General features: G+C 47.7%; 25 protein-coding genes. 13 read left to right on the top strand and 12 right to left on the bottom strand.

From position 1 onward, the window contains the following. Positions 1-6: 6 nt before the first annotated feature. The 4 genes from MKY62_RS19195 to MKY62_RS19180 all read left to right on the top strand — a co-directional run bounded on the left by MKY62_RS19195 (position 7) and on the right by MKY62_RS19180 (position 2879). Positions 7-672 (top strand): transaldolase family protein, encoded by a 666-nt coding sequence (locus MKY62_RS19195; RefSeq protein ID WP_016885696.1) that lies wholly within the window; start codon positions 7-9, stop codon positions 670-672. Between the two features lie 142 nt (positions 673-814). After that, a complete protein-coding gene (locus MKY62_RS19190; RefSeq protein ID WP_003185877.1) occupies positions 815-1585 on the top strand; it encodes a DeoR/GlpR family DNA-binding transcription regulator in 771 nt (256 codons plus the stop codon). A gap of 15 nt (positions 1586-1600) precedes the next feature. Continuing rightward, on the top strand, positions 1601-2479 hold the full coding sequence (locus tag MKY62_RS19185) for a Cof-type HAD-IIB family hydrolase (protein WP_003185875.1): 879 nt from the start codon (positions 1601-1603) through the stop codon (positions 2477-2479). A gap of 253 nt (positions 2480-2732) precedes the next feature. Beyond that, entirely contained in the window at positions 2733-2879 is a 147-nt protein-coding gene (locus MKY62_RS19180; protein WP_011198373.1) for a hypothetical protein, read from the top strand. On the opposite strand, the gene MKY62_RS19175 is transcribed toward MKY62_RS19180, so the two are convergent. Next, positions 2876-5641: a DEAD/DEAH box helicase gene (locus MKY62_RS19175; protein ID WP_003185871.1), complete on the bottom strand. Its 2766-nt coding sequence runs from the start codon at positions 5639-5641 to the stop codon at positions 2876-2878. The two genes, MKY62_RS19180 and MKY62_RS19175, sit on opposite strands and share 4 nt — an antisense overlap. Next, positions 5628-7226, bottom strand: a complete 1599-nt coding sequence (locus MKY62_RS19170; protein WP_009329707.1) for an SWIM zinc finger family protein — start codon at positions 7224-7226, stop codon at positions 5628-5630. Before MKY62_RS19170 ends, MKY62_RS19175 begins: the two co-directional genes overlap by 14 nt. 215 nt (positions 7227-7441) lie before the next feature. Here MKY62_RS19170 and MKY62_RS19165 point away from each other — a divergent pair, with 215 nt between their 5' ends. From MKY62_RS19165 to MKY62_RS19155, 3 genes are all read left to right on the top strand, one after another. After that, a complete protein-coding gene (locus tag MKY62_RS19165) occupies positions 7442-7585 on the top strand; it encodes a hypothetical protein (protein ID WP_003185866.1) in 144 nt (47 codons plus the stop codon). A 225-nt stretch (positions 7586-7810) separates the two neighbouring features. After that, the gene (locus MKY62_RS19160) at positions 7811-8533 is read left to right on the top strand and encodes a Wzz/FepE/Etk N-terminal domain-containing protein (RefSeq protein ID WP_009329706.1); all 723 of its coding nucleotides are present in this window, start codon (positions 7811-7813) and stop codon (positions 8531-8533) included. A gap of 26 nt (positions 8534-8559) precedes the next feature. Continuing rightward, on the top strand, positions 8560-9312 hold the full coding sequence (locus tag MKY62_RS19155) for a CpsB/CapC family capsule biosynthesis tyrosine phosphatase (RefSeq protein WP_009329705.1): 753 nt from the start codon (positions 8560-8562) through the stop codon (positions 9310-9312). A 97-nt stretch (positions 9313-9409) separates the two neighbouring features. On the opposite strand, the gene MKY62_RS19150 is transcribed toward MKY62_RS19155, so the two are convergent. The 3 genes from MKY62_RS19150 to MKY62_RS19140 are packed head-to-tail and all read right to left on the bottom strand — an operon-like array spanning position 9410 to position 11025. Continuing rightward, a complete protein-coding gene (locus MKY62_RS19150; RefSeq protein ID WP_016886384.1) occupies positions 9410-9946 on the bottom strand; it encodes a chromate transporter in 537 nt (178 codons plus the stop codon). Next, positions 9943-10527, bottom strand: a complete 585-nt coding sequence (locus MKY62_RS19145) for a chromate transporter (RefSeq protein WP_003185857.1) — start codon at positions 10525-10527, stop codon at positions 9943-9945. The genes MKY62_RS19150 and MKY62_RS19145 overlap by 4 nt, the downstream gene beginning before the upstream one ends. Before the next feature lie 21 nt (positions 10528-10548). Further along, positions 10549-11025, bottom strand: coding sequence for an Lrp/AsnC family transcriptional regulator (locus MKY62_RS19140; RefSeq protein ID WP_003185856.1), 477 nt, complete (start codon positions 11023-11025; stop codon positions 10549-10551). 236 nt (positions 11026-11261) lie between these two features. Here MKY62_RS19140 and ggt point away from each other — a divergent pair, with 236 nt between their 5' ends. Next, positions 11262-12839, top strand: coding sequence for a gamma-glutamyltransferase (ggt, locus tag MKY62_RS19135; protein ID WP_016886383.1), 1578 nt, complete (start codon positions 11262-11264; stop codon positions 12837-12839). 86 nt (positions 12840-12925) lie between these two features. Here ggt and alsR read toward each other — a convergent pair whose 3' ends face one another. After that, complete coding sequence (gene alsR, locus MKY62_RS19130) at positions 12926-13804, bottom strand: acetoin biosynthesis transcriptional regulator AlsR (protein WP_003185852.1); 879 nt, start codon at positions 13802-13804, stop codon at positions 12926-12928. Between the two features lie 160 nt (positions 13805-13964). On the opposite strand from alsR, the gene alsS reads away from it, so the two are divergent. The 3 genes from alsS to MKY62_RS19115 all read left to right on the top strand — a co-directional run bounded on the left by alsS (position 13965) and on the right by MKY62_RS19115 (position 16768). Further along, on the top strand, positions 13965-15683 hold the full coding sequence (gene alsS / locus MKY62_RS19125) for an acetolactate synthase AlsS (protein ID WP_003185851.1): 1719 nt from the start codon (positions 13965-13967) through the stop codon (positions 15681-15683). A gap of 52 nt (positions 15684-15735) precedes the next feature. Beyond that, positions 15736-16497 carry an acetolactate decarboxylase gene (gene budA / locus MKY62_RS19120; protein ID WP_003185849.1) on the top strand — a complete coding sequence of 254 codons (762 nt, stop codon included), beginning with the start codon at positions 15736-15738 and terminating at the stop codon, positions 16495-16497. Positions 16498-16579: 82 nt separating this feature from the next. Beyond that, positions 16580-16768 (top strand): hypothetical protein, encoded by a 189-nt coding sequence (locus MKY62_RS19115; protein WP_016885697.1) that lies wholly within the window; start codon positions 16580-16582, stop codon positions 16766-16768. Positions 16769-16776: 8 nt separating this feature from the next. Here the strand turns inward: MKY62_RS19115 and rbsB are convergent, their stop codons facing one another. Genes rbsB through MKY62_RS19085 form a run of 6 tightly spaced genes read right to left on the bottom strand, consistent with a single transcriptional unit; the run spans position 16777 to position 22445 of the window. Beyond that, positions 16777-17691, bottom strand: coding sequence for a ribose ABC transporter substrate-binding protein RbsB (rbsB, locus tag MKY62_RS19110; RefSeq protein ID WP_003185844.1), 915 nt, complete (start codon positions 17689-17691; stop codon positions 16777-16779). A 14-nt stretch (positions 17692-17705) separates the two neighbouring features. Then, a complete protein-coding gene (gene rbsC / locus MKY62_RS19105) occupies positions 17706-18668 on the bottom strand; it encodes a ribose ABC transporter permease RbsC (protein ID WP_003185842.1) in 963 nt (320 codons plus the stop codon). Position 18669: 1 nt separating this feature from the next. Next, on the bottom strand, positions 18670-20151 hold the full coding sequence (locus MKY62_RS19100) for a sugar ABC transporter ATP-binding protein (RefSeq protein WP_016886511.1): 1482 nt from the start codon (positions 20149-20151) through the stop codon (positions 18670-18672). A 37-nt stretch (positions 20152-20188) separates the two neighbouring features. Further along, positions 20189-20584, bottom strand: a complete 396-nt coding sequence (gene rbsD / locus MKY62_RS19095; protein ID WP_016886512.1) for a D-ribose pyranase — start codon at positions 20582-20584, stop codon at positions 20189-20191. Continuing rightward, entirely contained in the window at positions 20581-21462 is an 882-nt protein-coding gene (gene rbsK, locus MKY62_RS19090; RefSeq protein ID WP_025806120.1) for a ribokinase, read from the bottom strand. The genes rbsD and rbsK overlap by 4 nt, the downstream gene beginning before the upstream one ends. A 2-nt stretch (positions 21463-21464) precedes the next feature. Continuing rightward, positions 21465-22445, bottom strand: coding sequence for a LacI family DNA-binding transcriptional regulator (locus tag MKY62_RS19085; protein ID WP_003185835.1), 981 nt, complete (start codon positions 22443-22445; stop codon positions 21465-21467). A 794-nt stretch (positions 22446-23239) separates the two neighbouring features. Here MKY62_RS19085 and pgsB point away from each other — a divergent pair. Next, complete coding sequence (gene pgsB, locus MKY62_RS19080; protein WP_003185833.1) at positions 23240-24421, top strand: poly-gamma-glutamate synthase PgsB; 1182 nt, start codon at positions 23240-23242, stop codon at positions 24419-24421. Between the two features lie 15 nt (positions 24422-24436). After that, positions 24437-24886 carry a poly-gamma-glutamate biosynthesis protein PgsC gene (gene pgsC / locus MKY62_RS19075; protein WP_003185831.1) on the top strand — a complete coding sequence of 150 codons (450 nt, stop codon included), beginning with the start codon at positions 24437-24439 and terminating at the stop codon, positions 24884-24886. The last annotated feature ends 19 nt before the right edge of the window (positions 24887-24905 follow it).

Below are 24905 nucleotides of genomic sequence, written 5' to 3'. Positions count from 1 at the left end.
GCGATGATGAACATGCTGATTGATTCAGCGCATATACCGGAGATTGAAAGATTGCTTGATTCATTTCCCGCTGGCGGCGTCACGACAAACCCGGCACTGATCGCAAGGGAGAACAAGCCTTTTAAACAGCAGATTCAAGATATTCGGCGGCTTCTTCCCGAGCATCTGCCTCTCCATGCCCAAGTGATCGCCGACCATTGGCGGGATATGGTCGATCAGGCGAAGGCACTCTATAACTGGCTAGATGGAAACGTGTCTGTGAAAATTCCGGTGACGACTCAAGGGCTTTACGCGATCAGAAAGCTTGCGGCTGAAAATATCCAGACCACCGGGACAACGGTTTATACCGCTGCACAGGCTGTACTGGCGGCAAAAGCCGGCGCCTCCTATGTCGCGCCGTATGTCAATCGCATTGATCAAGAGTATGGTAATGGCGCTGGCGTTGTCAAAACGATTGTCGGCTTATTCAACACATACTGTTTAAATTGCAAAGTGCTTGCGGCAAGCTTTAAACATAACCGTCAAATTCTTGCCGTCATGGAAGCGGGGAGCCATGAGGCGACAATCAGCCCTGAGCTTATAAGCCGTTTGGCTGATCATCCGGCTGTAGATCGTGATATCCATGCGTTTCGTGAGATTTGGCACTCTCAATATGGAACATTTTCATTTTAAAGTACGAGCCTGAGGGACGGGAAACCGGCCTCAGGCTTTATTTTTGCTTATCATTACTTATATACTCTTGATTTATTCGGCGTAATTGCTTATAATCACTTATAAATGATGAACTTTACTTGCGCAAAGAAGGAATGATCCAGTGTACCAAGAGGAAAGGCTAATTTCCATCATCGACTATTTAAAAGAGCATAAACGGATTTCCGTTGAACAAATTTGTTCTTTATTCGGAGTTTCAAGAGATACGGCAAGGCGGGATCTGGTTAAACTGCAAGAGCAAGGCGCCATTATCAGGACAAGGGGCGGGGCGATTCTGCCCACCGTTCATGATGAGGTCAAAGACTATTCGGGCAGGCTGGGCATGGTTTCCGAAGAAAAAAGCATGATCGGAAAAGCAGCCGCTTCTTTAATCAGAGAAGGCGACCGCATTATTTTGGACGCTTCCACGACAGTCCAATCATGCGCAGAGCATTTGCCGGATGTCAATTGCACGATCATCACCAATTCGATTAACCTTGCGGACGTTCTTTCCTCAAGAAAAGGGGCTGACATCCGCCTGCTTGGAGGAAAGCTTCAAAAAGAGCACCGGTTTTTGTACGGCGCCTCTGTCATTGAAAAGCTGTCATGCTATCATGTTGATAAAGCGCTGATCGGCGTGGTGGGGGTTTCTGAACATGGGCTTACAATCGCCCATGAGGAGGACGGAATGGTGAAGCGGAAAATGATTTCCCAAGCGAAGCAAGTCATAGCGCTTGCCGACCATTCGAAAATCGGGAGAACGGATTTTTACCGATACGCTGAACTCAGTGACATTGACCTTCTCATTACAGACCGGCTGCCGTCGAAACCGTTTCAGAAGCTGCTTGATGAACACGATGTGGAGCTGCTTGTGGCTGAACATCACGATACTTAAGGGGGAATACAGCAGATGAAAATGATTGCGGTCGATTTAGACGGGACGCTGTTAAACAGTGAAAGCAAGATCTCAAAGGAAAATATCGATGCGATTAAAAAAGCGCGGGAACACGGGATTGAAGTAGTAGTTGCCACGGGGAGAGCATCCTTTGATGTTCAAACGATATTTGAGCCGACAGGTATTAAAACATGGATTATCAGTGCCAACGGAGCGGTGATTCATGATCCTGAAGGCAGCCTTTACCATTCGGTGCCGCTTGATCGGAAACGGGCAGAAGGAATTCTTCGATGGCTTGAAGAAAATAACTACTATTATGAGGTGTTCAGCGATGAAGCAATCTTCACGCCGCAAAACGGCCGCGAGCTGCTTGACATTGAGCTGGACCGCTTGAAAAGCGCAAATCCTGAGGCAGACCTATCAAGGCTGGAACTCGCGGCTGAACAGCAGCTCAGCCAAAACGGATACGCGTACATCAGCTCCTATACCGATCTGTTTTTAGCCGGAAAGGATGTTAATGTATATAACATATTAGCTTTTTCTTTTCATAAGGAAAAGCTGGAAACGGGCTGGAGGCAATTTGAAGATGCACAAGATATTACGCTTGTCACTTCAGCCGAGCACAACTTTGAAATTGAGCATCTTCAGGCGTCAAAAGGGCTGGCATTGGAGAAGCTTTCACACAAGCTCGGCATTTCCCTTCAGGAAACAGCTGCCGTTGGAGACAGCCTCAATGATTTTTCGATGCTGAAGATCGCGGGGAAAAGCTTTGCCATGGGCAATGCGCGCGGAGACATTAAAGAGATGGCTGATGAGGTGACGCTCACTAATGATGAAAATGGCGTTGCTCACATCCTGCATCAGCTGATTGAACAGCAAGTCAAACCGGTTTAATTCGTACATCCTTTCAAATCGGCGTGATGCCGGTACACGGCAGCGTAACGATTGAAGGAGTGCGGTTAAGCAGCGGATGTTATTGGTCCGCGGGCCGCCGACATTGTCGGCGGCCTTTTTTAATATGGTTTGACCTCGATGATTATGACTTTTGATTCTTTGTTGGCGATGGTTGTTTTTGTTACTATTCCTATTTAACTATTGATTGAATTTGAAATAATAGGATCACCCGCTTAAAAGGAGAGTGATAAGAATGAAACAGCCGTTCCAACTACCCGAAAAAATGGCCCGATTCCGCGGGCAATTCGAACAATCAGCGCGGGATTTTTTAATTGGGACTGTCATTAAGGGGCATAAACACAAAAAACAGCTGTCTATCGCAGACAGCTGTTTTATTTAACCTGTAATAGCCGAAGCGTTCAGGGTAAATAACTCCTCAAGTTCATGCTCAGAAAGCTCGGTGATCCAATTTTCGCTTTGGATGATTTGATCGTTCAGCGATTGCTTCGATTCGAGCATTTGGTCGATTTTTTCTTCAATTGTGCCGGTGGTGATCAGTTTATGAACGTGGACGAACCGTTTCTGTCCAATTCTGTAGGCGCGGTCTGTCGCTTGATTTTCAACCGCGGGATTCCACCATCTGTCATAATGGATGACGTGATTGGCGGCCGTCAAATTGAGGCCTGTGCCCCCGGCTTTTAATGATAAGATCAAAATCGGAAATTCCTTGTTTTGAAACTGCTCCACCATTTTGTCCCGTTCAAGCTTGGATAAGCTGCCGTTCAGAAACTTGACCGGTTCGCCGAATGACTTCTCGAGCAGGCGCTTCATCATATCTCCCATCCCGAGATATTGGGTGAAAATCAAGCAGCTTTCATCGCTTTCGCGAATCGTCTTCGTCAGCTCCAGCAGTTTTTCGAGCTTGACTGACCTTCCGTTAAGGAGCTCGCTCCCGGTCTCTTTTAAGTAAAGGGCAGGGTGGCCGCAGATTTGTTTGAGCTTGCCGAGCATGCTTAAGATTAGAGCTTTGCGCTGCATTCCGGCGAGGCTTGACATATGTTCAAACGTATCTTTGACAAGCTGTTCATATAGTGAAGCCTGTTCTGCGGAGAGCGGAACGAACTCTTTTTCCTCCTGTTTCTCAGGCAGATTGAGCGCGACTTCTTTGTCCTGCTTTGTCCGTCTTAATAAAAACGGTTTGATCAGCTGCTGAAGCTGTTCGATCCGTTTTTCGTCGCGGTCTTTTTCGATTGGCAGGACAAAACGCTTATGGAAGCTGCCAAGGCTTCCGAGATAGCCTTTGTTCATGAAATCGTAGATTGACCACAGCTCCGTCAGGCGGTTTTCCATCGGAGTCCCGCTGAGCGCGATATGATGCAGTCCTTTCAGCTTTCTGATTGAACGGGATTGTTTCGTGTGCGCATTTTTAATGTTTTGGGCCTCGTCAAGGCAGATGCAGTTCCAGGCGACGCTGCTGAGATCGTCAAAGTCGGATTGGGCGAGGCCGTATGACGTCAAGACGATATCCGCATCTTTGTAAGATGTCTGAAACGCTTCACCTTTAGGGCGTTTTGGCCCGTAGTGGAGCGCTGCCGTCAGGCCGGGCGCGAAGGTCTCGAGTTCGCGCTGCCAGTTCCCGAGGACGGAAGTCGGCGCAATGATAAGAGACGGCGTTTGTTGTCCCTGTTCTTTTAAATAGGCGAAATAGGCGATCATCTGAATGGTCTTTCCGAGCCCCATATCATCTGCCAGGCAGGCGCCGAAGCCGCAGTTTCTGAGAAAGATCAGCCAGTTCAAACCGTCTTCCTGATAAGCTCTGAGCGTCCCGTGAAAATATTTGCTGACCGGGTATGACGGGAGATCATCGCGCTGGCTCAGCTTTCTGATCATGTTTTTCAGCTGATAGGACAGTTCAAACCGTACATCGCTGAATGCGGAAGCATCGAACAGATCATCATCCTCGCGGGTTTCGCTCCGCTCTGTCAGCTCGCGCGCCAGGATGTCAGACATATGAAGCCCCTCTGTTTCTGCCCGCTCCATCAGCTTTTTCATTTGTTTGATAAAATTCGGGTCGATTTTGATCCACTGCCCGCGTATATTGACAAGCCGTCTTTTATTGGCGACAAGCTGCTCGAATTCTTCCTCTGTGAGTTCAATTCCATTGGTGGCAAAACGCCAGTTGAAGTCCATCAATGCATTCATTCCGACAAAAGACTCGCCGCGGGGAGCCGATGACACTTTTGCTTTCAGCAGCATATTGCTGTCTCTCACGATTTGCCACCATGACGGCAGCAGAATTTCAATCCCCATGCTGACAAGTGTTTCGCTAGCTTCGGACAGGAAGATCCATGCTTCCTCTTCCGTTAAAAGCGACGTCCCCGATTCGATCGTCAGCCAGGGCACGATTTGGCGGAACCTGTCTTGTTCTCGGTCGATTTTATCAGCGTATGCCTGCCACGATTTTTTCAGCCTGTTCAAGCCTTCAAAGAACTGAATGGCTCCGCTTTTTTTGTCGCGCAAAAACAGTTCGATTTTCCAATCGTCTCCGTCAAAGTCAGGTTCATTTAAGCGGAGTCCGACGGTAAACGGCACAGGGTTTTCATGCCAGCCAATCGTTTCAAGAAAATCGTCTTCATCAAGAAAATGTCCCTGAAATGTGGTGACTGCGGGGGAATGTGCGACAATCGATTCCCATTTTGCTTTTAATTCGTCATTGTAGTTGATGTAGTCTTCGACAGCGTGTGAAAACCATTCGGCTGTATAGCCTTCCAAAATCCCTTCTTTATCTTTCCAGCGCAGCATTTCCTGCTTCCATGCTTCATAGTCGGGAAGAAAGTCTTCATCTGCGATAAACTCATAAATGGTGGAAGCCGTTTTCATCAAAGGTTCAGTTTCCTCAGTAAGGATGATGTCGCTGAATGAATTAAATGAGTTTTTGCCGAGAAATTCGACCGCCATCCACGGGGACAGCAGAACCGCAGGGGTATCTAAACCGGCTTCCTCGAGAAATGTTCCGTAAAAAGACGATTCGTGCCACTGAAACAAATGCCTTTCCATTTCATTTCGCGTAAGAAACTGATGATCCCCGTCATGACAAGATAAAATAAATGTATAGTCTTCTGACTGTTCGACATGTATTACGATTTCCTTAAGACTCGCCATCGATCAACTTTCCTTTCTTAAGCTCCTCCTGGAAGGCTCTCAGCCGTTTATAGCGGGCTGAAAACTGCTCCATAAACCGGTTCCAGACATCCTGTTTTTTCGCTTTTTTATAAAGGGTGCGCAGCTTTTTTAATTGTTTGACGGCTTCTTTGTAGCTTGAGCGGTTTTTTTGTTCAACCAGCCCGGAAATTTCTCTGTGATAGGAAGGGATCAATGCTTCAGGAGCCGCTGCCGCAATGTCTTTCAAGGCGTTCTGCCCTATCTCAGAGATTGAAAAACCGACAAGGCTGTGGATCTCCATCCACTCCGTAAAGCGGTTTTTGTTATATAAAAAATGGCTGTATTCAGTAAATGTATAAGGAAGGCACTCTTTGCAATACCGTTCAAATACATGCTCTTCTTTTGCGTTTTTGCTGTAATCGCTTAGAAACAGGAAGAATTCGCTTAGTACATCGCGTATTTCCCGGTACGGTTTATCCAGTCTGCAGAAGCCGGCCGCCAGCTGCTCAAGGTGTTCATACCATTTTTTCAGGCGCTTCCAGTCCTTTTTGGCGGTCATGACACTGAGCCATTGAAACGTATACGGAAGAATCTCCGGTGAAAACGATCCGGCTTGATCAAGAATCACATCATCGTTTTTCAGCAGAAATTCAAGATGCAGCCTGCCGAATTGTATTTCAGGCGAAGGCTCCAGATTGTTCAGCACATCGAGCTCCCGCTTCAGCCAGTTTGGCCGGGATAGAAGCGCACTCCAGATCTCCCCGAAAATCCGCAGCCTTTCATACTGGAAAATATCTTTCTTGAGCAGCAGTTCCCGAATCACGCCGGGGGTTTTTTCTAAAAACGGGTCAAGGGAGAACGATAGCGCATATGTTTTCAGTTCATCGATCGAGCTGTAGATCGTATCCATCAGCTGTTCGATATAAGGATTCAGCGAGTAAAAATCTTTTTCAGGATCGATGCGCCCTTTCTCGACGAGTGAATGCATAGCAAGCCATGTCGCAAGAGCCGCGTGGATTTGATACATTTTTTTCAGCTCCGGCTCCGCAGGCGTCCGCTTTTTTAAAGCTGAAAAATACCCGTAGTAAAGGTATTGCATCGTTTGCTGGTTTTTAGGCGTATGCTCCTCCCAGCGTCTGAACTCCGTATTGAAAAAGGAGGTCCATTGATCGAGCGTGTGGCTGCGGGGCTTCATTCCGCGCTGAAGCTGTCCGAGAATCTCCCGGTTTTCGCGGCGTTTTTGCGCTTCCTTCCAAAACTCCGTAAATGTTCCCAATCGATCATATTGTGCATATAGATATAAGTAAACGGCAAGCACATGACGGCACATGTTTTGAGCAGGGCAGGAACAGCTGCTTTTTTTAACGTCGGCGAGGTCGATGAAGACCTTTACCGGGACAACGTCCTGGACGTAAGCGCTGACCGTATGCCCGCTCATCGGCTTGACCCGATAGACGGAATCCTGTCTGTATAAAATAAGGGCTTTTTTCATGAGCTGAATGTTTTCTTCTGTGCACGGCAGTACATGCTTAAACTGTTCAGCTGCATCCATCACAACCGTTTTTGAGATCATGTCTTGAAGCATGTCTATCGCTCCTAACCGAATGACTTTTAAAAAGTTTCCAATCTCTCTATTATAGCTTAATCAATCCGTCCAAAAAAGATTTTCTCAGGAAAAGGACATAAAAACGGATGGCTGTCGAATAATGTAATAGACTATGGCAAATCGATTCTTTACATCATATAATTTGAAATATAATCAGAAATGTTTTAATTTATGGAAGCTGAAAGGAAAAGGATATGGATGACAAGGAATTGAATCAGGAAGAATTTTTGAGAATTCTTATGCATGCGTATGACGTTGGTGAAAAATCGAAAGACATAACGACGAAAGAACTTCTTGAAGATCTCATTCTTCATATCAAAAATGGATATACGACGTAAAAGGTGTGCAAACTGCGGTTTGCACACTTTTTCGTTCAGCAAGAAGTGCGCAGATCCTGCAAAAGTCGATATTTAATACCATATAAAGACGCGGTTTCCCCGGTATCTCCCGTTATTTGTCAGGATTCATTTCTTTCGGAAACGAAATAACCATGTATAATCAAAGGTAGGTGTTTAATTTGCTGAAAATTTAAATAAATACGCGAATCGTAGAAGGGGGCTTTTATGAGAGATCATATCGGCTTTAAAGATGTGTTCATCGTTTTGAAAAAAAGATTCGTTCTGGTCGCACTGATCACCATTGCGGCTGCTTTGTCCAGCGCTGCCGTCAACTTTTATTGGCTCAAACCCGTCTATCAGGCATCCGCCCAAATCCTCATCAACGGCCGTCAAACGTCGAACTTCACCGACATCCAGACCAACCTTGAACTTATCAACACATACAACGTCATTATGAAAAGCCCGATCATTTTAAATAAGGTTAAAGACGAACTTAACCTTTCGGAAACGGCTGAAGACCTGAAGCAAAAAATCACGGTTATCAGCGAAAATGAATCGCAGATTGTCAGTATCTCCGCGACTGACAAGGATTATTCCAAGGCGGCGGATATCGCGAATACAGTCGCCGCCGTATTTCAAAGAGACATTGGCGATATTATGGGTGAAAATGCCGAAATCAGCCTTGTTGCGAAAGCCAATCCCGATCATTCACCTGTTCCCGTCAGCCCGAACAAGAAGTTCAACATCGCTCTTTTTACAGGGTTCGGCCTTCTGTTTGGCGCTGGGCTAGCATTTTTGCTCGAGCTTTTGAAAAATACCGTTCGAAATGAAGAAGACATCGAAAAAGATCTGAATGTTCACGTGTTGGGAAATATTCTGTATGTAAAACCGAAAAAAGGACAGGCCAGGAAGCTGGAAAGCTTTGTCGGCAAAGACCATACATTCTGAAACGGGAAAACACGGGGAGGTCGCATATGATCGATATTCATTGCCACATTCTTGCGGGCGTTGATGATGGAGCAGCATGTATGAATGACAGTTTAGAAATGGCTAAACAAGCCGCCCTCCAGGGGATTCATACGATTATCGCCACACCGCACCACCGAAACGGTGTATACGAACATCCAAAAGAAGCCATCCTTGCAGCTGTTTCGGGTTTAAAGACGAGAATGCAAAAGGAAAACATCCCGGTTCTCATTACCCCCGGGCAGGAAATCCGCCTGTACGGCGAATTGAAGCGCGATCTTGAGCGCGGCAGACTGCTCAGCCTCGCCGGCACAAAGTATTTGCTGATTGAACTTCCTTACCACCATGTCCCGCGTTATGCCGAAAAGGTGCTGTTCGATCTCCAATTAAATGGTTACATTCCGATCATCGCACACCCCGAGCGGAACCTTGAATTGATGGAGAATCCCGATCTGCTGTACCGCCTCGTCAAAAACGGCGCCTGCGCCCAGCTGACATGTTCAAGTCTTGCAGGCCGTTTCGGCAGAAGCGTCAAACGGCTCGCCCGCCGCTTTCTTGAAGCGAACCTCATCCACTTTATCGCATCAGACGCCCACAACCTCACGACCCGATCTTTCTTTTTTGATACAGTAGAAAACGATTACGGCCGCGATTTCTTGAACGTGTTTACAGAAAACGCGGGCCTGCTCCTGGAAAACCGGGAGATTCATAAAGAAACACCGCGTCCCGTCAAAAAGAAAAAGCTGTTGGGCCTGCTGTGAAAGTTGTTCACAAAGGCCCCCCAGCCAAAATGTCAGCACCGGTTATGCGGCGCTGATTTTTAATGTCATTTGATAAAAAGCGGCCGGACGTCCCTCTCTACAGCAGCGGAATGACAAGCCCGCCGTAAGCGAAGGCCGCCACGATCAGGAAAGCCGGATGGACGCGGAACTTCGTCAAGGCGACTAAAGAGATCAGCGCGATGACAAGTGATTGAACCATGCCGATCGAATGGATCGCGTCGCCGCTGATTTCCCATGTTAAAAGAAGCATCATCATGGCTATAACCGGCTGAACCGACAAGGTCATTCCTTTGACGACCTGCGACTGGCGGTAGCGGCCGATCAGCTTGAGCAGCAAAACGAGCGCGATGGCCGAGGGAAGCACAGTTGCGGCAAGAGCAATGAAAACACCGGGCCATCCGAGCACGCTGTAGCCGACATAAGCTGCAATTTTTGTGGCGATCGGGCCTGGCAGCGCATTTGCAAGCGCAAGCATGTTTGAAAATTCCTCTTTTGACAGCCAGTGAAAATGCTGAACAACTTCTTCAAAATTAAGCGGAATTGAAGCTGGCCCGCCTCCGTAGCCCAATAAGTTTGCAATAAAGAAGGCCCAAAACAGATAAAAGATGATCATGAAGCGGACACTCCTTTATCCTTTTCTCGGGCCGCTTTTCTTTTTAATTTAAAATGGAACGCGCCATACGTTAAAAACAGGATGACAATGATGCCGGGGTGGATGGAAAACACTTGAAGACCCAAAAACGCAAGAATAAAGAAAAGCACGCCGGTCAGCAAGCCGAAGCCTTTCAATGCTTTTTGCCCAAATTCGTAAGCCATGATGCCGAGCATGACGGCGATGACAGGGGTGACAGCGCCGATCATGCCGCTTACGATTTTTGAGTGGCTGAGCACATTAACGGCTGCGAACAAGGCGGCCATCGCGGCGCATGTCGGCATGATATGGGCTGCTGTAGCAACGACAGCACCAGGAACGCCTTTTACTTTATGACCTAAATATGCCGACATTTTCGTAGCGATCGGCCCGGGCAGCGCATTGGCAATCGCCAAAATTTCCCCGAATTCATCATCATCGATCCATTTGAACTTAGAAACGGCTTCATGACGGATCAGCGGGATAACAGATGGGCCGCCGCCAAAGCCCAATATTCCCGTTCTTGTCATTGCGATGATCAGTTCCCGGTAAGGGTGCTTCATTTTGCGTTTCCTCCTATTCAGTTAAAGCTTCATTCCCATTCGGCTCTTATAACGTTTAATCAGCATCTGGCAGTCGACGCTCACCACGCCTTTCAGGGGGTACAGGCGCTTCGTCAAAAATTCCTCCATCTCCTGATCATTTGCGAAAATGCCGTGCATATGCAGCTTGCTCGGCCCTGTCATATGATAGAGGCTTGTCACGGCGGGCTCCTTTTCCAAAGCAACGGCAACAGCCTCTAAATATTGGGGTTCGACTTCAACGTTGAAAAACACCGATACGTGAATCCCGACCTTGACTGGATTGATGACGGCTGTGAATTTTTCAATGATGCCTTCTTCAATCAAGTTGTTGATCCGCGTCTGTACGGCAACTCTTGAGAGTCCCACACGCTTTCCTAAATCCGTATAAGAGATTCTTCCTTCCTCATGCAAGATCGAAAGGATTTTTTTATCCGTTTCATCGAGAATTAAATTTGGCATATGGTAGTCGAGGCTCACAAATATCCCTTCCTTTCTGTTTGGTCATTATCATTCGAAATTGCTTGTCAATCACACTATAAATGAACATTTTGTAAATTGTATCATAATAAGGGTTTCGATATGAATCATTTTAACGTTTTTTTAATACTTATTGAAAAAAGGGCGTTAGTTTTTCTTCCCTGAAAGTAGCGCCTCTTTTAACGGGCCACTATACTTCAAAGGACAAATGAATGCTTGAAAGGAAGGAATGAGCTATGGAGAAGCTGAAGATCGGTTCGAAACAAATGGTTGTCAGTCCTCATTATCTCGCTTCGCTTGCAGGCAGCATCATCATGGAGAAGGGAGGGAACGCGTTTGACGCCGCTGTTGCAGTAAGCGCGTGCCTAGCTGTTGTCTATCCGCATATGACAGGACTCGGAGGGGATGCCTTTTGGCTGATGTATCACAATGGAAGCGGGGAGATCAAAGGGTACAATGGCAGCGGGCGGTCGGGGCGGAAAGCGGACCGGGATCAGTATAAAGGAGAGCGCGCCATTCCGGTCAGGGGCCCAAGGAGTGCGATTACCGTGCCGGGGATGGTGGACAGCTGGGCCGAAATACTGGCTGCGTACGGCCGTCTATCGCTTCGAGAGGTGCTGAAGCCGGCGATTATGTATGCAGAAAAGGGGTTCCCGGTCTCGCCTGATCAATGTCAAAACACGGTGAAAAACGCTGAATGGCTTTCCTGTATGCCGATCACTGCAGATATTTATCTTCCGGGAGGAAAACCGCCCTCTCCAGGTGAGCGTTTTGTGCAGAAAGAGCTCGCGTGCACTTTGACGTTGATCGCTGAGAAAGGAAGAGACACCTTTTATAAAGGGGAAATTGCCCAAGCTTTAGCAGCCTATCTCCAAAACAACGGGGGCATCTTGAACCTTGAAGATTTCGGGCTGCATCGAGGGGAATGGGTGTCTCCGCTTTCCTCCACATACAGAGGATATGCCATCTATCAAATGCCTCCGAATTCACAAGGATTTACCGGTCTTATGACATTGAACATTTTGGAAAACTACGACTTTGGCATGATCGAGCACGGTTCTTTCGAGTATTATCATCTGCTTATCGAAGCATTGAAATTAAGTTTTTCCGACTGCAACAAAGTATTGACTGACCCGGAATTCTCACAGATTCCGCTTGGACGCCTGCTGGACAAAGAGTATGCCCAGGAGCTGGCCGCAAAAATCGGACTGCCGGCGCTTCAGGCGGAGAGCCGGCCGCTCGGCAGCGATACAGCTTATGCAGCAGCAGTAGATGAAGACGGGAATGCTGTTTCGTTTATTCAAAGTTTGTATTTCGAATTCGGCTCAGGTGTTACAGCTGGAGATACCGGCGTCATTTTGCAGAACAGAGGGGCGTTTTTCTCGCTTGATCCCGACCATGTCAATACGCTGGAGCCGGGAAAAAGAACTTTTCATACGCTGATGCCCGCCATGGCGTTTAGAGGCGGCAAGCCGAAATTCCTTTACGGAACGCAAGGGGGAGAAGGACAGCCGCAGACGCAGACGGCTCTTATTACGAGAATGGTAGATTACGGGATGGATCCGCAAACAGCTGTTCATGAACCGAGATGGGTATGGGGCAGAACATGGGGAGAGCGGGTGGAAGGTGTAAGAATAGAAAGCAGAGTGGCGCCTGAAGTGATTGCAAAACTGCGAAAGCATGGGCATCATGTAACCGTTGTCGGTGAATTTGACGGGGTGATGGGTCATGCCGGAATCATTGAGATTGACGATCAAGGCTTCCTGAGAGGGGGGAGCGATCCGAGAAGCGATGGGGCAGCAATCGGCATTTAACTGCGTTTTCAAAACTTGCAAACGTCTATATGAGGAAAAAACCCCGTGAACAAGGAGGATTTGTCCACGGGGTTTTTTCTATACGGCTATGAGTGTTGATCTGAGATTTCGATGAAATGCTTAAGTGCCGGATTGCGGTTGTCCTTTCGATGTGCGGTAATCCATTCGGCGCGAAGGGGAAAGTCTTCGATTTCTTTGTATACAACATCAAGGTTAAATAATCGTTTAGCCGCCGTAGGCACGACGGCGATTCCCATTCCGGCCGATACGAGGCCGATCACCATTTGGTATTCTGTAGCTTCCTGGGCGATGTTGGGGATAAACCCGGCTTTTTCACACAAGAAATTGAATTCCGTGTATAAAGAGGGCCACGCTTCTTTGGCAATGACGATCAGCGATTCTTCTTCAAGATCCTTCAAATGTACCCGGGCTTTTTCTGTCAACGGGTGGTGTTTTGGAAGTGCAAGGACACAATGGCTTTTTTTTACCGTGTATGACTTCAGTTCGTCGTTTCCCAACGGGGGATGCAGCACCCCGATGTCAATATGCCCGTTTAGCAGTGCATCGATCTGATTGGGGGTTGAAAGCTCCCGAAGATCGATCTGCACGGACGGGAACCGGTTTCGGTATTCCCTGATGATGGGAGGCATGATCTCGTATGTTGCGGAGCCGACAAAGCCGATCACGAGTCTTCCCAGCTCCCCGCGGGCCGTCCGCTGAGCCATGTCGACGGCCTGATCAATCTGGGAAAGTCCTTCCTTGATTTGTTTTAAAAAGACCCCGCCTGCCGCCGTCAGCCTGACGGCTCTTTTTGACCTCTTCAGCAAGGTGACGCCTATTTCACTTTCTAGCTGTTTAATCTGCTGGCTGAGCGGAGGCTGAGTCATGTTCAGCCGAAGAGCTGCTTTTCCGAAATGCAGTTCTTCGGCAACAACCATAAAATAACGAAGATGGCGCAGCTCCATTAATCACTCATTCCTTTCTGAATGCGATTTCAGTCGTTTTACATATTAATTGTAAGACAAAGAAGTATTGGAAAACAATTTCCACAAGATGTATATTTAATAATACAATAATTTTATTAAAAATTCATTGTAAATGAATGAAAATGGAGGAGTGAGGGCTTTGAATAATGTAGCCGCTAAAAATGAAACTCTTACTGTAAGAGGAGCAGAGCTTGTGGTGGATAGTCTCATTCAGCAAGGTGTCACTCATGTTTTCGGTATTCCGGGAGCGAAAATCGATGCGGTGTTTGACGTATTGAAAGACAAGGGGCCTGAATTGATCGTTTGCCGTCACGAGCAGAATGCAGCATTTATGGCGGCGGCAGTCGGACGATTGACTGGAAAGCCCGGTGTTTGCCTGGTGACTTCAGGTCCGGGAGCGTCTAATTTAGCGACCGGTCTTGTAACAGCCAATACAGAAGGAGATCCGGTTGTTGCCCTGGCGGGTGCTGTAAAAAGAGCGGATCGTCTCAAAAAAACTCATCAATCGATGGATAATGCGGCGTTGTTTCAGCCGATTACGAAATATAGCGCAGAAGTGGAAGATGCGAACAACATACCTGAGGCTGTAACCAATGCATTCAGAGCGGCGGCTTCTGGACAGGCTGGCGCAGCGTTTCTCAGCTTTCCGCAGGACGTTACGGCCGGTCCGGCAACTGCCAAGCCGGTGAAAACCATGCCGGCGCCGAAGCTGGGCGCGGCTTCGGACGAACAAATCAGCGCGGCCATCGCCAAAATTCACAATGCGAACCTTCCTGTCGTGCTTGTCGGGATGAAAGGCGGAAGACCTGAAGCGATTGAAGCGGTTCGGCGTCTGCTAAGGAAAGTGAAACTGCCGTTTGTTGAAACATACCAAGCAGCGGGTACGCTGTCTCACGATTTGGAAGACCAGTACTTCGGCCGGATCGGACTATTCCGCAATCAGCCCGGAGACATGCTATTGGAAAAAGCGGATGTCGTTTTGACGGTCGGCTATGATCCGATTGAATACGATCCGGTCTTTTGGAATGGAAAAGGCGAACGAAGCGTGATTCATCTTGACGAAATACAAGCCGATATCGATCATGACTATCAGCCCGAAATCGAGTTGATCGGCGATATCGCAGAGACGTTAAACCATATTGAACATGACTCTCTGCCGGTTTCCATCGACGAGTCCTTTGCACCTGTCCTTGATTACTTGAAGAAAGCACTGGAGGAGCAAAGCGAACCTCCTAAAGAAACAAAAACTGATCTTGTTCATCCGCTGCAAATCGTTCGCGATTTGCGTGAACTGCTGAGCGATGACATAACGGTGACTTGCGACATCGGCTCCCATGCGATTTGGATGTCTAGATATTTCCGCACCTACCGTCCGCATGGACTGCTGATTTCCAACGGCATGCAGACGCTTGGGGTGGCTTTGCCGTGGGCGATTGCAGCAACGCTGGTCAATCCGGGACAGAAAGTCGTGTCTGTTTCCGGGGACGGGGGCTTCCTGTTCTCCGCGATGGAGCTTGAGACAGCGGTCAGATTAAAAGCGCCGATCGTTCACATTGTCTGGAATGACAGCACATACGATATGGTTGCGTTCCAGCAGGAGATGAAATACAAGCGGACGTCCGGAGTCGACTTCGGCGGAATCGATATTGTAAAATATGCTGAAAGCTTTGGTGCAAAAGGTTTAAGGGTCAATTCACCTGACGAATTGGCAGAGGTGCTTAAAGCTGGTCTTGATGCAGAGGGGCCTGTTGTCATTGATATTCCGGTCGATTACAGCGACAACATTCATTTGGCCGATCAGCGTTTTCCAAAAAAATTTGAGGAACATTTTAATAAAGAAGCCTCTAAGCAATCTTGATCACAGCATGTCCAGTCACAACGAACAAAATCAAGGGAGTGAAAAGAGGAAAATGAAAAGTGCAAGCAAACAAAAAATAATTCAGCCCGTTGATAAGAACCTCGATCAAGTCTATCAGGTCTCAACGATGGTATCTTTATTGGACGGAATTTACGACGGGGATTTTTATATGTCCGAAGCGAAGGAGCACGGAGACTTCGGGATCGGAACGTTCAACCGGCTCGACGGCGAGCTGATCGGTTTTGACGGTGAGTTTTACCGTCTCCGTTCCGATGGAAAAGCCTACCCAGTTCAAGGAAGCGATTGTTCTCCATTTTGCTCGCTGGCTTTCTTCCGGCCGGATATCTATCACGAAATCAAGCAGCGGATGCCGCTTGAGGCGTTCGAAGAAGAAATGAAACGGATCATGCCGAGTGAAAACCTGTTTTACGCGATTCGCATGGACGGAACCTTTAAGAAAGTCAAAACGAGAACAGTTGAACTTCAGGAAAAACCGTATGTGCCGATGGTTGATGCGGTAAAATCACAGCCGATCTTTGATTTTAATGATATTACGGGGACGATCGTCGGCTTTTGGACACCGCAATATGCCAACGGAATCGCAGTTTCCGGCTTCCATCTTCACTTTATAGATGAAGACCGCAATGTCGGCGGACACGTTTTCGATTATGAAATCGAAGAATGCACGGTGCAAATTTCTCAAAAACTCAATATGAACCTCAGATTGCCGAATACGCAAGATTTCTTTCAAGCGGATTTCAATAAACACGATCTTGCAGCCGGAATTGAAGCGGCCGAAGGCAATCCCGAGTAAATGAAAAAGCCCTCTTTGAAAAGGGGGCTTTTTTGCTTTCGCTAACCTTCCTTAAACATGTTGCACAGCAATGGTGCGCATGATGAGGACCGGAATTCGGCGCGCCGTTTTGCGGAAAGGGTCAGTCAGGATCGTCTATGTTCCTTTGCAGGCCGATCAGTCCCGGACGCTTGTGTTTGCTTATCCTGAAAAATGCCATTTGAGCCGGGCGGCAAGGGCTTTTATGGAGGTGGCCAAAAAAAATCAGACCTCCATGTATCAAGAGGTCTGATTTCACAGTTACTTTTTCGTTTCCAGTTTGAGCGGTGCGGGTATCGTTTTTTCAACTTTTTTGCCGTTCAAAATATCGCGGGCCGCTTGTACGGCGAGCTTGCCGATCAATTCAGGCTGCTGGGCGATCGTTGCCGACATGTCTCCGGCCTGAACCGCTTTAACCGCATCTTCATTGCCGTCGAAGCCGACGACAAGAATCTCTTTCCCTGAGCTTCTGATCGCTTCAATCGCGCCGAGCGCCATTTCGTCATTATGTGCGAAAACCGCTTGAATATCAGGGTTTCCTTGAAGGAGGTTCTCCATGACGTTCAACCCTTTTGTCCGGTCAAAGTCGGCTGTTTGCTTGGCGATCACATTCAGCTTGTCATCAGCGGTCTTATGAAACCCTGAGCCCCGTTCCCTTGTTGCCGATGCGCCGGGGACGCCTTCAAGCTCAGCCACTTTTGCGCCTTTGCCGAGCTGCTCCACAATAAAGTCCGCTGCCATTTGTCCGCCTTTTACGTTATCTGAAGCGACGAGCGTTTCTACTTTTCCGTTTTCGGCGGAGCGGTCAAGGGTGACGACCGGAATGCCAAGCGAATTGGCCGATTGGACTGCAGTTGAGATGGCGGAGGAGTCCGCCGGGTTGATCAATAAAGCGTCAACGCCTTGCTGCAGAAGATCTTCGACATCATTCGTCTGCTTTGCCGAATCGTCCTGTGCATCGACGACAATCACTTCTATCCCTTGTTTTTTGGCTTCTTTGACAACTCCGTTCTTTAATGAAACGAAAAACGGATTTTTCAAAGTTGAGACAGATAAACCGATTTTAATATCCGTTCCTTTTTCTTTATTCGGCTTTGCCCATTCCGGCGGCTCCAGCGAGCAGGCGGACAGAAACAGAAGCGCCAATGCGGTGAAAACCGTTAATGTTTTTTTCATCAGTATAGCCCTCCTTAAGCGGATTTCTTGCGGTCCAGCAGGACTGCGATCAAAATGACGACACCTTTGACGACCATTTGGAAAAAGGAAGAGACGCCAAGCAGGTTCAAGCCGTTATTCAACGTTCCGATGATCAGGACGCCGATGAGTGTGCCGGCAATTCGTCCTCTTCCTCCGGCAAGGCTTGTGCCGCCTAATACGACTGCGGCTATGGCGTCGAGTTCATAGGAAGTGCCTGCCGTCGGCTGGGCTGAGTTTAGCCGTGACGTCAAGATGGCTCCAGCCAACGCGGATAATAGGCCTGCAAGAGAATAAATCATCATTTTGACGCGCGGAACTTTAATGCCCGAGATCAAGGCCGCTTTTTCATTTCCGCCGATTGCATATGTGCGGCGGCCGAAAGGCGTTTTGTGAAGGATCACCCAGAGGATGATAAAGGCGGCCGCCATTGTAATCGCAGGGACGGGGATGCCTAAAAAGTAACCGCGTCCGAAAAGCTGGAAGCCGTAGTGGTTGCCGAGCCCTGTAATCGGATTGCCGTCTGTATAAACCATCGTCAATCCGCGGAAAATCGTCATTGTGGCAAGTGTTGCGATGAACGGGGCCATTTTACCTTTCGTGATTAACAGCCCGTTGACCAAGCCGAGCAGGGCTCCGATCAGGCAGCCGATGATGACGGCGAAAACAGGATCGATGCCGCCGGCGATCATTCCGGCGATCAATGCGCTTGACAGCGCCAAAATCGCTCCGACGGAAAGATCGATGCCGCCGGTTAAAATGACAAAGGTCATGCCAAACGCGATCAGCGCATTAATGGCGACTTGTCTTAACAAGTTTAAAATATTTAACGGTTCTAAAAAGCTCGGATTTAACAATGATACGATGACGACGAGAATGATCAGGCCGAGAAACGGACCGAGCTTTTGCATTACAGAATCAACATTAAGGCTTTTTTTCACAGCCGGTTGAGTTTTCATGTTACCGTCCTCCTGTAGCGAGTGTCATAATTCGTTCTTGCGTGGCATCATTTCTTGATAGCTCTCCGCTTAGCGTTCCTTCATGGATTACAAGGACGCGGTCGCTCATCCCGAGAATCTCGGGGAGCTCTGAAGAGACCATGACGATCGCGACGCCGCGGTCTGTCAGCTCGTTCATCAGCTGATAAATCTCCCTTTTCGCGCCGACATCGACGCCTCTGGTCGGCTCATCCAAAATCAGCACTTTAGGGCCGATGCCGATCCATTTGGCAATGACCACTTTTTGCTGGTTTCCTCCTGAAAGGTTTCGCGCGTGGGTTTCCGGCGATTCCGTTTTGATCGTCAGCCGCTTGATCAGAAGATCGACAAATTCCTGCTCGCTTTTTTTGTCAATCCATCCTTTCGGCGAAAAGCTGGCGAGATTCGGAAGGGCGATATTTTCTCTGATGGACGTGTCGAGCACAAGTCCTTCATCCTTGCGGTTCTCGGTAATAAAGCCGATTCCCTTTTGAACGGCATCGCTCGGTTTTTTGAGCGCCGCTTTTTTGCCTTCGATGAAAATGTCTCCCGAGTCAAGCGGATCGAGCCCGAAAACCGCTCTCATCAGCTCGGTGCGCCCGGCACCCATCAGTCCTGAAATCCCGACGATTTCGCCGGAGCGGACGGAAAAGCTGATATTTTGGAAGACTCCTTTTTTGGATGCCTGCTTGACTTCGAGGACGACGCGTCCCGGATTTGGCTGTCTTTCAGGATAGCGTTCGGTCAGCTCCCGTCCGACCATCTTTTTCACCACTTCATGAAAGTCGGTGTCGGGAATCCGTTTCGTGTCCACCGTTTTTCCATCGCGCATCACCGTGATCCTGTCGCAAATCGTGAAGATTTCTTCCATGCGGTGGGATATATAGACGATGGAGACGCCGTTTTTCTTTAATGCTCTAATGACGCCGAACAGTTTTTCAATTTCTCTTTCTGTCAACGCTGCCGTCGGTTCATCCATGATGATCACTTTCGCGTCTGTCATAAGGGCTTTTGCGATTTCGATCATTTGCTGCTGGCCGACGGAACAGTCTCCGGCTTCTTTTTCAAGAGAAATTGAGACACCGAGCCTTTCAAGCTGCTCTTTTGCTAGCGCTATCATTTTCTTGTTGTTTAAAAATCCAAGTTTGGAAGAAAGCTCTCTGCCGATAAACAGATTTTCCAAAACGGTCATTTCAGGCCAAATGTTCAGCTCCTGATGGATAAAGGCGATTCCGTTCTGTTCGGCTTCCTTTGGATCTGAAAAATACGTTTCTTTTCCGTCGATCTCGATCGTTCCGCTGTCCAGCTTGTGAAGTCCAGTCAACAGATTCATGAGTGTCGACTTTCCGGCGCCGTTTTCTCCCATTAAAGCGTGGACTTCACCTTCTTGAAGCTCGAAGGAAACGCCGGACAGCACCTGGTTTTGGCCAAAGGCTTTAAAAATGTCCTTCATTTTAATATGCATGGGCTATCCCTTCTTTCCAGATGTAGAATGTAAACATCTAAAAGATCACTCCCGCGTGCAAGATGCAATTTGCATAAGGCGTTGCTTCCCCTGTGCGAATGACCGCTTTCGCCTGGCTCGTTGCCTTTTTGAATGCTTCGTGCGGGATATAGTCAATCTTTTGGTTTGAAAATTCCGCTTTTAAAAATGCGGCTTGACCGGGATTGACGCTTTCTATTTCTTGGGCTGCCGTCACTTTTTCGACAACCATTTCATCGGCGATGAGCTTTGTAACCTCTCGAAATCCGGGCGTACCCAATGTCAGTGCGAGATCGATTTTGGGGACGCCGGGCGGAACGGGCAGACCGGCGTCCGCGATGACGATGGTATTGGTATGCCCGAGATCGGCCAGCAATTTTGCGATATGGCTGTTTAATATTCCGTGTTTTTTCATGACAGTTCACGCTCCACTTCATCCCGTTTTGGCATGCCGCCTTGTGCGCCGAATTTCAGAACCGACAGGGAAGCCGCCCGGTTCGCAAAGCGCAAGGCAGATTCGATGCTTTGTCCTTCGGAAAGCGCGACGGCCAATCCCGCATTGAAGGTGTCTCCGGCGCCCGTCGTATCAATCGCATTGACAGGGAATGAAGGAACGACACGTTCTTCCAGACCATTGTGATAGCGGACGCCGTTTTTCCCTTCTGTGATGAACAGCTTCTCCGGATAGCGCTTTAACGCTTCCTCCCGGGACATGCCCTGAAACAGTACCGAAGCTTCATGCTCGTTTGGCGTGATGTAGGCCGCGTGTTCGACCGTTTCCGGGCGTAGCGGACGGGCTGGTGCCGGATTCAGCAGGAGGGGAATGCCGAGAGAGCTGCACAGTCCGCTGACATAATCGACGGTTTCCTCCGGAATTTCTTGCTGAATCAGAATGATATCAGCCTGTTTAATTGCAGGCAGCGCTTTTTGAACATATTCAGGAGTGACGTGGTCATTTGCCCCTTTGACGACGATGATGCTGTTGTCGCCGTCTGCGAGAACGATATGTGCGGTTCCGCTTTCCTGACCTGTAACCGGTTCCACATAGTCTGTCAAGACACCATTGGCTTGAAAATTGTCGAGGATGGCTTTCCCGTAATGATCATCGCCGACGCAGCCGATCATATGGACCTCGGCGCCAAGCCGGGCCGCGGCTACCGCTTGGTTGGCCCCCTTTCCGCCCGGAACCGTTTTAAAAGATTCGCCAAGCACCGTTTCTCCGGCGGCCGGCCGCTTGGGCGATGTCACGACTAAATCCATCGAAGAGCTGCCGATCACGCATATTTTACTCATTGTCATTCCGCCTTTCTTGTCGTTTGTCTTTCAATAAAGGCAACCGGCATCTGAACTGCCGATTGTTCAATATATTCATTTTTCATTAATCTAAGCAGCAGTTTTGCAGCTTCTTTTCCCATTTCATAGGCGGGCTGCCTGATCGTTGATAAAGAGGGGAAAAGCAATTCGCTTTGCGGTATGTCATCAAAGCCGATAATCTGCAGTTCATCGGGAACTTTGATCTTCCGTTTTAAGGCTTCATGCAAAACGGCTGTCGCCACAATGTCATTGCTTGCGATCACGCCGTCTGTTTCCGGATATGTGCCAAACAGCTCCGCCGCCCGTTTTTGGGCTTCCGGAAATGAAAATGTCTCGGTTTTCATGACGTGAAAATCGATATCGGCTCCGCTTAGCACGTCCAGCGCTCCGTTGAAACGGTCTCTTGCAGTCTGAAGGTGAGCCGGTCCTTTAATCAGCGTAATCCGTTTCGCGTTCCTCTTGATCATCTCAGCCGCTGCGATTCTGCCTCCTTCGCGGCTGTCCGCAAATACAGCCGGCGCATTCTCGCCCGTCCGGTCAAGAAAGACGATCGGCATGGACAAGTCTTGATAATTTGGCGCATCCGGATAATTGGTCGCTGAAATGACTCCGACCACATGATTTTGTTTAAACGTCTGCATATAATCAAGCTCTTTTTCCAGATTTTCATCGCTGTTTCCAAATATGAGCCGAAAGCCGAGGCGGTGGATCTCATCTTCAACGCCGCGGGCAAGCTGAGGAAAGAACGGGTTTGTGATATCCGGCAGCAGCAGTCCGATCAGTCTGGACTCCCTTTTATAGAGAGACCTGGCTACTTCATTCGGGTGGTAATTCAGTTCTTCCATCGCTTTCAGCACGCGCGCCCTCGTGTCTTCATGAACGTATCCCGTCTCATTTAATACCCGGGAAACCGTAGCGACAGATACTTTTGCAGCAAGTGCGACGTCTTTAATCGTAGCCAAAAAAGCCTTCTCCTCTCTATTTGTGTAACCGTTTACATAAAGATTATCACGATCCATTTAAAATCACAATAAAAAAATGGATGAACACTGAAATTTTAGACCGGGCTGGGATATCGAGACATATATAGGGGCGTTTAATGGCGAATACAGTAACAATGAGAATAGTAAGAAAAATTAAAAATGTTAAAGTTTGATGAATTATCATTGAAAAAAATTAATGGCTTTTTAAATCCTAGGATTTTAACCTAAAATCTGAAGAAATAAGGTGGATCGAACGACTCACAAAATATTTGGATTTGTCAATGAATCCCGCTTTATGCTAAAAGAGATTTTCATTTTTTGATAGATGGTCTGATTGTCATAGGACGGATTTGTTTTGAAGAGGGAACATTGGTGACTTTTTAACCTGTTCGAAAAGAGCGAAAATACTAAAAGAAAAGAGAGATCCCGGCTGACAGCCCATTTAAAGGGGATTGCGGACGGGGGAAAAAAGAGATCCTGAATCCATCCTTCAACCTTTCATCTGAAATAGGGAGAAAAGTACAAAAATCATAATGTCGAATTTTGAAAGCGCATACTTAAAACGCTGACAAAAATCTGATAGGAATTAAGAACTTTCGATTTCCAAAAATATCAATAAAAAGATAGGCATTAATGACTCGGGCGAGGTGATCTTTGTCACGGAAAATTTCGTCGTCTTCTGTTACATAATGCCGATTGTGATTTCATAGTGAACCTATATACTGATGAATGAATTTACATATCAGATTCCAAGAAGGAGATGTAGACAAACAATGTGGGTAATGCTATTAGCCTGTGTGATCGTTGTTGGGATCGGCATTTATGAAAAAAGGCGCCACCAGCAAAATATCGATGCGCTGCCTGTCCGAGTGAACATCAACGGTATACGCGGAAAGTCCACGGTGACAAGATTAACAACAGGGATATTAATCGAAGCAGGCTACAAAACAGTAGGAAAAACAACCGGGACAGACGCAAGGATGATTTATTGGGACACACCGGAAGAGAAGCCGATCAAAAGAAAGCCGCAAGGGCCGAATATCGGAGAGCAGAAGGAGGTTATGAAAGAAACGGTGGAAAGAGGGGCCAATGCGATTGTCAGTGAGTGCATGGCCGTTAATCCTGATTACCAAATCATCTTTCAGGAAGAATTGCTTCAGGCTAATATCGGCGTGATCGTGAACGTGCTGGAGGATCACATGGATGTGATGGGACCGACTTTGGATGAAATCGCAGAAGCATTCACAGCAACCATTCCTTATAATGGACATTTGGTTATTACTGATAGTGAGTATACCGATTTCTTTAAGCAAATTGCAAAAGAAAGGAACACAAAAGTCATCGTCGCAGACAATTCTAAAATAACAGATGAATACCTCAGACAGTTTGAGTACATGGTATTCCCTGATAATGCGTCTCTTGCGCTCGGTGTAGCTCAAGCGTTGGGCATTGACGAAGAAACCGCCTTTAAAGGCATGCTGAATGCGCCGCCTGATCCGGGAGCCATGAGAATTCTGCCGCTGATGAACGCCAAGAATCCCGGACATTTCGTCAACGGTTTTGCGGCCAATGACGCAGCTTCCACTTTAAACATTTGGAAGCGTGTAAAAGAAATAGGCTATCCTACGGATCAGCCGATCGTCATTATGAACTGCCGCGCCGACAGGGTAGACAGAACACAGCAGTTTGCGGAAGATGTCCTTCCTTATATTGAAGCAAGTGAACTTGTGCTGATTGGAGAAACAACAGAGCCGATCGTCAAAGCATATGAAGCAGGCAAAATTCCTGCGGACAAGCTGTTTGATTTTGAGCACAAATCAACGGAAGAAATCATGTTCATGCTGAAAAACAAGCTTGAGGGCCGCGTTATTTACGGAGTCGGAAATATCCACGGAGCAGCGGAGCCTCTCATTGAAAAAATACAAGATTACAAGATTAAGCAGCTCGTTAGCTAGGAGGAAGAAAACACAATGTTTGGATCAGATTTATATATCGCCCTCATTTTAGGAGTCTTACTCAGTTTGATTTTTGCGGAGAAAACGGGAATTGTACCAGCCGGCCTCGTCGTACCGGGTTATTTGGGACTTGTCTTCAATCAGCCGATTTTCATGCTGCTCGTTCTTTTTGTCAGTTTGCTGACGTATGTCATCGTGAAATTCGGACTTTCCAAAATTATGATTCTATACGGACGCAGAAAATTCGCAGCAATGCTGATTACGGGAATTCTTTTGAAAATCGGTTTTGATTTTATATATCCGGTGATGCCGTTTGAGATTGCCGAATTCAGGGGAATCGGAATCATCGTGCCGGGGCTGATCGCCAATACCATTCAAAGACAGGGATTAACGATTACGCTTGGAAGTACGCTTTTATTGAGCGGAGCAACATTCGTCATTATGTATGCTTACTATCTAATCTAAAGTTAGGTGTGTCAAATCG

Source organism: Bacillus sp. FSL R7-0646 (genome assembly GCF_037969865.1).
Lineage (GTDB): Bacteria > Bacillota > Bacilli > Bacillales > Bacillaceae > Bacillus > Bacillus licheniformis.
The sequence above is the reverse complement of the archived record's forward strand: the minus strand, read 5'-3'. Positions and strand labels throughout refer to the sequence as shown.

Coding starts and splice junctions, on each gene's coding strand:
- MKY62_RS19155 (WP_009329705.1), top strand. CDS start 8,560: ATGATCGATATTCATTGCCACATTCTTGCGGGCGTTGATGATGGAGCA.
- budA (WP_003185849.1), top strand. CDS start 15,736: ATGAAAAGTGCAAGCAAACAAAAAATAATTCAGCCCGTTGATAAGAAC.
- pgsB (WP_003185833.1), top strand. CDS start 23,240: ATGTGGGTAATGCTATTAGCCTGTGTGATCGTTGTTGGGATCGGCATT.
- MKY62_RS19160 (WP_009329706.1), top strand. CDS start 7,811: ATGAGAGATCATATCGGCTTTAAAGATGTGTTCATCGTTTTGAAAAAA.
- MKY62_RS19150 (WP_016886384.1), bottom strand. CDS start 9,946: ATGATCATCTTTTATCTGTTTTGGGCCTTCTTTATTGCAAACTTATTG.
- MKY62_RS19115 (WP_016885697.1), top strand. CDS start 16,580: ATGAGGACCGGAATTCGGCGCGCCGTTTTGCGGAAAGGGTCAGTCAGG.
- MKY62_RS19195 (WP_016885696.1), top strand. CDS start 7: ATGAACATGCTGATTGATTCAGCGCATATACCGGAGATTGAAAGATTG.
- MKY62_RS19175 (WP_003185871.1), bottom strand. CDS start 5,641: ATGGCGAGTCTTAAGGAAATCGTAATACATGTCGAACAGTCAGAAGAC.
- rbsK (WP_025806120.1), bottom strand. CDS start 21,462: ATGAGTAAAATATGCGTGATCGGCAGCTCTTCGATGGATTTAGTCGTG.
- MKY62_RS19170 (WP_009329707.1), bottom strand. CDS start 7,226: ATGCTTCAAGACATGATCTCAAAAACGGTTGTGATGGATGCAGCTGAA.
- ggt (WP_016886383.1), top strand. CDS start 11,262: ATGGAGAAGCTGAAGATCGGTTCGAAACAAATGGTTGTCAGTCCTCAT.
- MKY62_RS19185 (WP_003185875.1), top strand. CDS start 1,601: ATGAAAATGATTGCGGTCGATTTAGACGGGACGCTGTTAAACAGTGAA.
- alsR (WP_003185852.1), bottom strand. CDS start 13,804: ATGGAGCTGCGCCATCTTCGTTATTTTATGGTTGTTGCCGAAGAACTG.
- MKY62_RS19165 (WP_003185866.1), top strand. CDS start 7,442: ATGGATGACAAGGAATTGAATCAGGAAGAATTTTTGAGAATTCTTATG.
- rbsB (WP_003185844.1), bottom strand. CDS start 17,691: ATGAAAAAAACATTAACGGTTTTCACCGCATTGGCGCTTCTGTTTCTG.
- pgsC (WP_003185831.1), top strand. CDS start 24,437: ATGTTTGGATCAGATTTATATATCGCCCTCATTTTAGGAGTCTTACTC.
- rbsC (WP_003185842.1), bottom strand. CDS start 18,668: ATGAAAACTCAACCGGCTGTGAAAAAAAGCCTTAATGTTGATTCTGTA.
- MKY62_RS19100 (WP_016886511.1), bottom strand. CDS start 20,151: ATGCATATTAAAATGAAGGACATTTTTAAAGCCTTTGGCCAAAACCAG.
- rbsD (WP_016886512.1), bottom strand. CDS start 20,584: ATGAAAAAACACGGAATATTAAACAGCCATATCGCAAAATTGCTGGCC.
- MKY62_RS19180 (WP_011198373.1), top strand. CDS start 2,733: ATGAAACAGCCGTTCCAACTACCCGAAAAAATGGCCCGATTCCGCGGG.
- MKY62_RS19145 (WP_003185857.1), bottom strand. CDS start 10,527: ATGAAGCACCCTTACCGGGAACTGATCATCGCAATGACAAGAACGGGA.